At 33.0% G+C, this 9,230-nt stretch carries 6 protein-coding genes; 3 read left to right on the top strand and 3 right to left on the bottom strand.

The features are described 5' to 3' along the window. Positions 1–238: 238 nt before the first annotated feature. Entirely contained in the window at positions 239–484 is a 246-nt protein-coding gene (locus HRG09_RS26885) for a hypothetical protein (protein ID WP_174103883.1), read from the bottom strand. 315 nt (positions 485–799) lie between these two features. Here HRG09_RS26885 and HRG09_RS26880 point away from each other — a divergent pair, with 315 nt between their 5' ends. Beyond that, positions 800–1,507: an IS6 family transposase gene (locus tag HRG09_RS26880; protein ID WP_174103882.1), complete on the top strand. Its 708-nt coding sequence runs from the start codon at positions 800–802 to the stop codon at positions 1,505–1,507. 99 nt (positions 1,508–1,606) lie between these two features. Here HRG09_RS26880 and HRG09_RS26875 read toward each other — a convergent pair whose 3' ends face one another. After that, complete coding sequence (locus HRG09_RS26875; protein ID WP_174103881.1) at positions 1,607–2,032, bottom strand: hypothetical protein; 426 nt, start codon at positions 2,030–2,032, stop codon at positions 1,607–1,609. A 465-nt stretch (positions 2,033–2,497) separates the two neighbouring features. Further along, on the bottom strand, positions 2,498–4,222 hold the full coding sequence (locus HRG09_RS26870; protein ID WP_174103880.1) for a helix-turn-helix domain-containing protein: 1,725 nt from the start codon (positions 4,220–4,222) through the stop codon (positions 2,498–2,500). A gap of 1,096 nt (positions 4,223–5,318) precedes the next feature. On the opposite strand from HRG09_RS26870, the gene HRG09_RS26865 reads away from it, so the two are divergent. Together HRG09_RS26865 and bla are read left to right on the top strand one after the other, a co-directional pair. Continuing rightward, positions 5,319–7,019, top strand: a complete 1,701-nt coding sequence (locus HRG09_RS26865) for a hypothetical protein (protein ID WP_174103879.1) — start codon at positions 5,319–5,321, stop codon at positions 7,017–7,019. Positions 7,020–8,137: 1,118 nt separating this feature from the next. After that, positions 8,138–9,067 (top strand): class A beta-lactamase, encoded by a 930-nt coding sequence (gene bla, locus HRG09_RS26860; protein WP_483862121.1) that lies wholly within the window; start codon positions 8,138–8,140, stop codon positions 9,065–9,067. Positions 9,068–9,230 lie beyond the last annotated feature (163 nt).

The following is a 9,230-nucleotide window of genomic DNA, read 5'->3' as shown; positions in this document are numbered from 1 at the left end:
TCCGTGTGTCTTGATGTTAGCGACTGAAAGAAGAGCAAAAGCCCTTCCTCATTTTCAAAACATGTCACGCAAATCGCTGTGAATTACATGAACCGGCAATCCATTCAACTCACAACCATCATCCATTTGGTAACGATCTATATAAACGTAGGTGTGAGCCGTGTTTTCCGCTACTCTCACAATACAAATATATCATGTTGAATCCAAAACAACCGGCACATTTCCTGCCAAAAAGCGGTCACGACTCTGCCAACTTTTTATTTTTTTGCAGTTCAAACTTTTTTATTTTCCCTGTAATTTCTACATTAATACCTAGTAATGTTTGATTCACCATGTTCATCTTCCTTTTTATCAGCCATTCAGGATATGCCAACTGCTCTAGTAACATTATATAATAATCTGGATTTACTCTTAATACATCTGGATTTCCCTTTTGACGCATTTGGTATTTGATTAACTCACCTAATAACTCTTCACATACCATTTTTCATCCCTCTTTTCCCCCTTATTATGTGTAACTAATATACACAACACATATCTTGTTTTATAACTTCTAGTTACCCATATCTTATATTTTGTGTAACTGTCCCAATCTCGGAATCCCTTGCCACATTTAACTTTATCAACCCTTTTAATTTGAGTTACACAACACATAAAAAAATAGGTAATTATAAAAAAACAAAAAACAAAAAATAAAAAGATATTACGGTTCTGGTGCAAAAACTTCAGGATAATTACAATAAATCTATAAAACTTGGACATACTGATACTATTACTCTAGAAAGGGTGCGTGATCGGTATGGAAAAGGAAAATTTGTTCAAATGGGAGCACTATCAGCCTAATATTATCTTATTAACAGTAAGATGCTTCCTACGGTACAACCTAAGTTTTCGTGATTTGGTGGAAATGATGGAGGAACGGAGTTTGTCTATTGCTCACACCACCATTATGCGTTGGGTGCATCAATATAGACCTGAATTAGACGAAAGGGTACGACGTCATCTTAAGACAACAAATGATTCCTGGAGAGTCGATGAAGCATATGTGAAATTAAAAGGTCAATGGATGTATTTATATCGCGCAGTCGATTCAGAAGGAAATACAATTGATTTTTATCTAAGTAAATCGAGAGATAAACAAGCAGCCAAGCGCTTTTTTAAGAAAGCCTTGGCTGCTTCTCATATTTGTAAACCTCGTGTTATAACAGTAGACAAGAACCCAGCCTATCCCATAGCGATTCAAGAGTTAAAAGAAGAGAAACGTATGCCTGAAGGCATACAAATAAGGCAAGTTAAATATCTCAATCATATAGTAGAACAGGATCACCGTTTCATAAAAAAACGTGTGCGTTCTATGTTAGGATTCAAGTCGTATGAAACAGCCACTTCTATATTGAGCGGTGTTGAAGCCATGGATATGCTGAAAAAAGGACAACTTCACCCACAGGTGAAGTCTGCCCAAAATGAAGTTAGATTTACACATAAATTGTTTGGAATTGCATCATAACCTGTCATTGAACAGTCCATGTAGGTTCTATGTCTCTATCAAATGGTTTTTGCAACATAACCGGAATTTCGATTAAACTTTATTTCAAACCAACAGCTACTACCAAGAAAATGTTGCAGCTTCCACATATCCTTTAACTCGATAGGAAGAAGAAGAATCAATAATATCTACTCTATAAGTAGCTGGTTTCATTCCTGTGAAAATAGTACTATATAAACCCTCACTACCACCAAAATATTGATAAGCCGTACAAGCCCTTGTAACTGGATTGCATAGTCGAACTCTCAAGGTTTGCCCATCCACACGAGTACCACTGATTGTATAAGGTCCACGGCCATCAGCACCAAGATGTACTTCTACATTTCGTTGTGAGTAAGTAGTGGTAATCGAGTTTCCATCCCATTTCCCATCTTCTGTTTCGAAGTAAGTCCAACCAAAACTATTCGCACTTGCTGATCCACTAAATCCAAACAATATACCTATTGATAACGCCAACGACCCCATAACAGATAACACTTTCTTCATGAGAATCCCTCCCCTAGGTATTAACGTACTTAAGTATTCTATAAATCAGTGAATGAAATTATAATTTTTTTCTATAATTCTAATAGATGAAATATTAAAATGAACAATCCATCAAGATGTTACATTTCCCTTGATTTTTGGATATAGCCTCACTCAAATGAGTGAGGTTTTTTTATTTTACTCCAATGAACCTAAGTTGATTTTTAAAATACATATAAATTGTATGGAATATTAAAATATAGATAATACAGGTCCAAGTTGGTTCTTTCCAAATCAAGGAATTAAACCTCTGGGAGGATCGGCATCCGGCGAATATTTTCCATTTGATAGTGAATTACCAATCAATGACTAATAATTTATTAAAAATCAGCTCAATAAAGGTAGCACATTTATAATTAAAGGGCCTATTTCATATCTACTATAAAATAGGCCCTTCTTACGTTTCTATAAATATATATTTTACCATTACATCTTTTCTAATATCATTTGTCTCTCATACCATTTTGACATTTTTTCAACTGCATTAGCTGATAAACGCCTGGTTTGTCTATTGCAAAATCTAGATAACGTAGGTGCCGATATTTTAATTTCTTTTGCAAGTTCTCGTATACTTATATTATCAACATTGTGTCGCTCTAGTATTTTTTCTCGAACAATTTCTTCATCAAAAATGTCAGGTTCTTTACTAACTATTATTTGCGGCATATCAATAATTTCTTTAGTCTTTTCACTATATTCTATTGTTGTTTCATTATTATTTTCTATTTCTAATGTTTTTTTCTTTGGTAAATTGTACATAGACTTAATTAATTCTTCTGGCGGAAGAATAGTAATATTTAAATCAATCCAATAATCTTTGAACCAAGTTTTTTTATTTAAACGTTCTTCATCTAATTCACTTGAATACTCCCACTTAGAAATCACATTCTCTCTCTCTAAGTCAGTGAGAACATTCTCTAAGTGTTCACGAATACGACTTGGTTTCCATGTAAGTGGAATTGCCATGACAGCTAATAATCCTTTGTCGCCTCCAATTGAGTATGGACGCTTTAAAGTAGAATATATTTGCCTAATTCTCCATTGCCATGTTAAATAGCGAATTAAACGTTTATGATATTTATGTCGATAACTATTATATTCAAGTGCCTTTTTAGATAATAACGCTGTAGTATTATTTGAACCATATAAATAACTTGATAAAAAGCTTCCAGGTTTAATTCGGCAGGATTCAATACCCATATATTCATTTGTTGTATTATGTCTCCATAATACAACTGAGTCTAGAACAAATAACCTTTTAATTACTTCTCTTTTTACTTTATATTCTTCATCATTTTCATTTTCATCATTTAAAACTACAACTTCATTATCATCATTTAAATATATAAAAATACTCGCTAAAGCAGCAATCCTCTTAGCAACCTTAATTTTATCTTCAGGTCTGTAATATTCTCCCTTATTTACTTTCTTTTTCGGTACATTACACATTTCTAATACTTGCTCATATGAAAATTCGATGAATTCGTCTGGTGACTTCGCTTGAGCTAACCATTGTATAGTAATTGAATCCAATACATCCGCTGTGAGATCATCCATATTACTCATTACATCATTAACTAAAGTATTCCACCGGGACGCTTCATCATCTTTTATAAGCTTCAAATCCTCATCCCGATGCGAAGAAAGCTGAGCTATCGCATTACTCTCCTTTGTTTCAATCGGATAAGATTTCACACCCATATTTGAATCCTCTTCAAAATGATTTTTGGAGATCCCATCACGTAATTTAAAGTACACCGCGGAATTATTGACCTCAAAATAATCTTTATCATCTGTTCCATCTTCGATTGTTTCTACCTGAATTACTGTTTCATCACTTAATCGTGGTCTTTTATCATTTTTAAACTCTTCTGTTAAAAGATTTTCAATTTCCGAATGGATTTCGTTCTTATAGTGATTTAACTTAATAGCAATTTGTAGTGAGGTTATTCCACTTTCATTCTTTTTACTAAGCCACGATACTAATGCTGAAAAAGATGGTGAAACATATTGTGATGTTACAACCTTACTACTATCTTTCTCTACGTCTGCACTAAAAGAAGTCCATTTTCCCCAAATTTCTTTGTTATTTCCATATAAAGGTTCAGAAATTAACAAAGCATCAGTAAATAATTGTGCTAATTTCTCCACGCTGTCACTCCTTCCTTTCGTACATTCCTTTCAGACAACCCAATATTTAGCGAATTACATATAAATCATTCTTATTTTCCGATTCTGTTATGTTCAAAAAAAATAATGAAACGCTTTTGTCTTGTTTGTACAAGTGAAATAACATTTATTATACATTACCAACTAATATACCATCAATTAATCTAAGGAATTAATACCTGAAACACTTTTGGACATATTGTTAACCTTACTTATAAATATGAAACACTCTTTTTCCCTTATCATTTTCGTTACCATACCCTTATATAAGCTGTTATTTCACATGAAAAACACGTATATAATGAGCTAGATTCATTCATATCTATTTGAAACATTTTTGTCATATCCTTGACCTAAAATTCAAAAGATGAAACATTAGTTAATTTTAATTATTCCGATTATATATTTTCAATTTTTTTTCAACATCCCATAAACTCATATATCTCAACCGTTTTCCCTTCTATGTACAAAACGGATCCTAGATCATCCTGAAACATTTTTGCCATATCCTTGACCTTATCAAATATAAGAAACACTCATAAACCCTTATGTATCAAGGGATTACCTTAATTACTTACTTTTTCCTGCTACATATAAAACACGAAACACTTTTGCCATATCCTTGACCTTGTAAATTTTAAAATATGAAACGATTTTTGCCATATCCTTGACCTAATATCCTTTTCAATTCTCTTATAACCCTTCATACCACTACATTTAATGGATGTTTCTATAATAAATGACTTATATATGAACATGAAACATTTTTGCCATATCCTTGACCTAAAAACATGAAACATGTTCATTTATCCCTTGTATATCAACATTCCCCTACTGTTTCACTAATAATTTGACACATCCAAAACATGAAACGGTTTTTGCCATATCCTTGACACAAAAAAAAATGAAGAAAATCCTGTATCCCTTGTCACAACTGGCTTTATGTTGTGTTTCATCTTCTCAAAATCCCCCTTAAAGGAGCACCTTTTGACAATTTCCGATTTGCTATAATCAAAATTGGTATATTTTATAGTATCCTGGCATATATTTCTGAGTTTACAGGTAGGAGGTGAAAAAGATGGGAAAATCATTTATTATTCATAACCAACGTGGTCTAAATGGACAATCTACAAATGCAGTATTAGTAACACTGAAGTCTTGGCAAAAACTTGTTGAAACTTTCGAAGAGAAATACTACAGCTATAAAGATACATACCTTGAAGATCTACTAGATCAAATGACATATGAAGAACGTGTTGCAGATGTAGATGGCTTTGTAGAACAAGCGAAACCATCTTTTTCACGTCGTACCCTGTCTGCTGTTTCTGAAACAATGGGAAGGAGACATAAATTATATGGTATTACAAACGCAGATTTAGAAGTCTTCTTATACCTACACAAGAAATGTTACACGAATGGGGTCATTCCAAATGTAACAGTACATATGATGTGGGAAGATTACAAGCAATATAAAGAAGAATTTGCTTACATACAGCATTCTCAATTCTATATTGCATTAAAAAAACTAAGTCTACATAACATTGTCACGATTGAAAAGGAATTAGATGGCCGCTATACCATAAAGCTAACTCATTTTATGAATGAAGAAACTGAAAAGGCAAACCCTTATGTTTATATTAGCCCAGTGGTATTTACAAAGGATTTCTTTGAGCTGTCAGTTGCAGCTAAGAAACTATTCTTGGACATTGCGATGCAACAGCACAGAGAAACTACACTAAAACGTTCCTTGGACAAACAGGATGAAAGAGGAAATAAAACTCATTTTGGTGGGATGTACCGCTTTTTACATAAGAAATACCCGCATCAAATCCGTGCGGTTATGACAGAATTAACAACTGCACTACCATGTACAGGAACTCCCCTATTCAAAATTTGCAAGTTACAAAAGGGGGTTAATAATAAAAAAAGATATACGACTTTATACCTCTCCTTACATACGGATTTCTTATGTACAAAAGAAACAGGCGAAGTACAGTATCGTGATCCATTCACGCCAAAGGTTACTTATGCTCGTAAAGCTCGTTTTATTGAATCTGTGCTACAAGATATGAATATTGGTGAATTTACAAAAGACATGAATAAATTTATTCATGTGCTTAAATATACATGCCACCGACAAATTCGTAGTGTAATTCATAGCTTGCGTGACATGATAGATCGTAATGAAGAATATCCAAGTAAGTTAGTATATACACTGAAGAAACTATTAAACCAAACATCACAATATCAAATTCTTGATACGGCAGCTAAGGAAGGTATCTATCCTCTTATTACACAACATGTACCAAAAGAGCAAAAAGAACAAGCTGTATTTGATTTCGGATTGCATTTCTCTATGTACTCTCTTCGAAACATGAAACGGTTGTTCCGTAAAACATTTGAGTTACTAAAATACAAATTTGCTGTACCTGTTACAGAGGAATCATATCACCGCAACTATCTAAAGTATCAAGAAGAAACGCTGTTTAGAAAGTACGCCTATGAACAAGGTACAAATCTAAATGCTTATATGGCTTTAGAAATTGAAATACGTGAACTTTTAAAAGCAAGAAGACATAAAGAGCGCTTTATTCCTAGTGATATTCGCGAATTGTTCATTGAAAAGATAGATAGATTACCTAAAGAAACGCTTCGTGTTATTGAAGTACCAGATGACTTCAATTTGATTACATTTATGTGTGCCTTTGAAAAGTTAATACGCGCTGGTATTCAAGTAACAACAGCTGAACAAGTACTTGAAGTAATTGAAACCAATTAACAATACTCCGCTCTCTATTTTTGAAAAAATTAAAAGTAGAGGGCTATTCGTGTTGATTCTGTTATTTGAAGGCCTTGCACTAATTCCTTATAACAACCGATTTCCCTCGATTCTATTCATAATAGAGTCTTTTTTTATGCACTCCTATACAAGAACTGTACTATAACTAACTAAATTTCCACACATACTTTCATATAAACACGTTATGAACAGCCTTAATGCATTCAAATACCTACAAATAATCGCAAGAAAAAAGTTGAATTTTGTGTATAAGTAGATAAATATAGTCGAATGTGAATAACATAATACTATGATTACTGATATAAAGGCATTTTAGTAACTTACCTATCAAAAATCATCAATATTTGTGTGAGTTATGTGGTAAATCTGGATTATGTTAATGACTTAGCACCTAATGTGAATTGTTTGTGGGTAAATAAAATAAAATTGTGGAAATTCAGTGGATTAATACAGAATTAAGCAAGTGAATAAATATGTTTAACAATGCATTAATTTGTTTCATTTTTTATGTAGCAATATATGATTTTGTTTATGATTATTTGTAGTTTTTATATCGATATTATGCTTACCTTTCCGTTGTTAAATACTACCATTTGTGATTTTTTACGCTATATTATTTTCAAAGTCCTTGCTACAGTAAGGATAAAACCATATTTATTAGTCCTATATAAGTTTTATCTTTATATTTTTAATATATAAGATATATATTTATATTAGATTTTATTACAAAATTAGTTTTTCACTTTGGATAAGTTATACTTCCTGTAAAACGACATGAAGAAATTATGAATTCAATTGAACAATATGAAACTGTTTTCAAAACAGTACCTCTTTTTTCAAACGGTACGATTTTATACCAAAACCACATCTACGGCTAGACCGTATTACACCATCACAAATGAAATAAGTAATAGAGCATGCGACCTCAATAGAGCGGCATGCTCTATTTTATTTTAAAGTTAATTATTTTTTATAAATTATGGAACAAAATCATTACTCGCATTGTCTATTAAATGTACTTTTAAAAACTGGATATCAAATAAGATGCATTGTATCCAATTTGATATCTAGTTTCTGTATTACAAAAAATGAAAGGAATGATTATTTTGAAAAGTATGAGGGTGATAAAAATAGGAATGTGTGTTGGAATACTAAGTTTAGGTCTTGCAAGTATAAAACAATTTACAGGTGAACCTTTAAAGGTGCAAGCAAAAGAAAAAATAGAGCAAACAAAACATACAAATTATGGGGCTCGTCGAGAGTTCGTTCAACTTGAAAAAAAGTTTGATGCTCGGATTGGTGTCTATGCTATTGATACCGGTACAAATCGAACAGTCGCTTATCGACCTGATGAACGGTTTGCCTACACATCAACTTTCAAGGCTCTGGCTGCAGGAGCCTTGCTCCAGCAAAACTCAATAGACAAACTTGATAAGGTGATCACTTATACAAAAGATGATCTAGTTACGTATTCACCAATTACGGAGAAACACGTGGATACCGGCATGACTCTTTGGGAGATTGCAGATGCTGCGATTCGCTACAGCGATAATACAGCGGGGAACCTTTTATTTAAAGAATTAGACGGTCCAAAAGGGTTTGAAAAAAAGCTCAGACAGATTGGTGATAGGGTTACCAAGGCTGATCGCTTTGAACCAGATTTGAATGAAGCTACTCCAGGAGACATCCGTGATACAAGTACAGCAAAAGCGCTTGCTACTAATCTTAAGGCTTTCACGGTTGGCAATATACTTCCAACTGAGAAGCGTAAAATCCTCACAGATTGGATGCGTGGAAACACTACTGGAGACCAACTAATCCGTGCTGGCGTACCAGAAGACTGGGTGGTGGGTGATAAGACTGGGGCCGGAAGCTATGGAACGCGAAACGACATTGCTATCGTTTGGCCACCGAATAGAGAGCCAATCATCATTGCAATTCTATCCAGTCGCGATACAAAAAATGCTACCTATAATAACGAACTTATCGCTCAAGCTGCGAAAGTTACCATCAATGCTCTCAAGTGATAATATCTCAGTTTCTTTTTTATTAGGTTCTTAAGTAAAACATTAATTTTCCTTATTTTATTTTTTTATTCACAGTATTTTAGTTAAAAATAATATAAGTTAGTTATATATCATTAGATACATGAAACTAATGAAACAAAAAAACGCCTATATAGGCGTTTTT

Origin of the sequence: Bacillus sp. Xin1 (assembly GCF_013314535.1) — a bacterium.
Taxonomy (GTDB): Bacteria; Bacillota; Bacilli; order Bacillales; family Bacillaceae_G; genus Bacillus_A.
Note: the sequence above shows the minus strand (reverse complement) of the source record. Positions and strands in the feature narration are given on the sequence as shown.

Bases quoted from the DNA above. Each gene is read 5' to 3' on its own strand.
- HRG09_RS26885 (WP_174103883.1), bottom strand. From the start codon at position 484: ATGGTATGTGAAGAGTTATTAGGTGAGTTAATCAAATACCAAATGCGT.
- HRG09_RS26880 (WP_174103882.1), top strand. From the start codon at position 800: ATGGAAAAGGAAAATTTGTTCAAATGGGAGCACTATCAGCCTAATATT.
- HRG09_RS26875 (WP_174103881.1), bottom strand. From the start codon at position 2,032: ATGAAGAAAGTGTTATCTGTTATGGGGTCGTTGGCGTTATCAATAGGT.
- HRG09_RS26865 (WP_174103879.1), top strand. From the start codon at position 5,319: ATGGGAAAATCATTTATTATTCATAACCAACGTGGTCTAAATGGACAA.
- bla (WP_483862121.1), top strand. From the start codon at position 8,138: ATGATTATTTTGAAAAGTATGAGGGTGATAAAAATAGGAATGTGTGTT.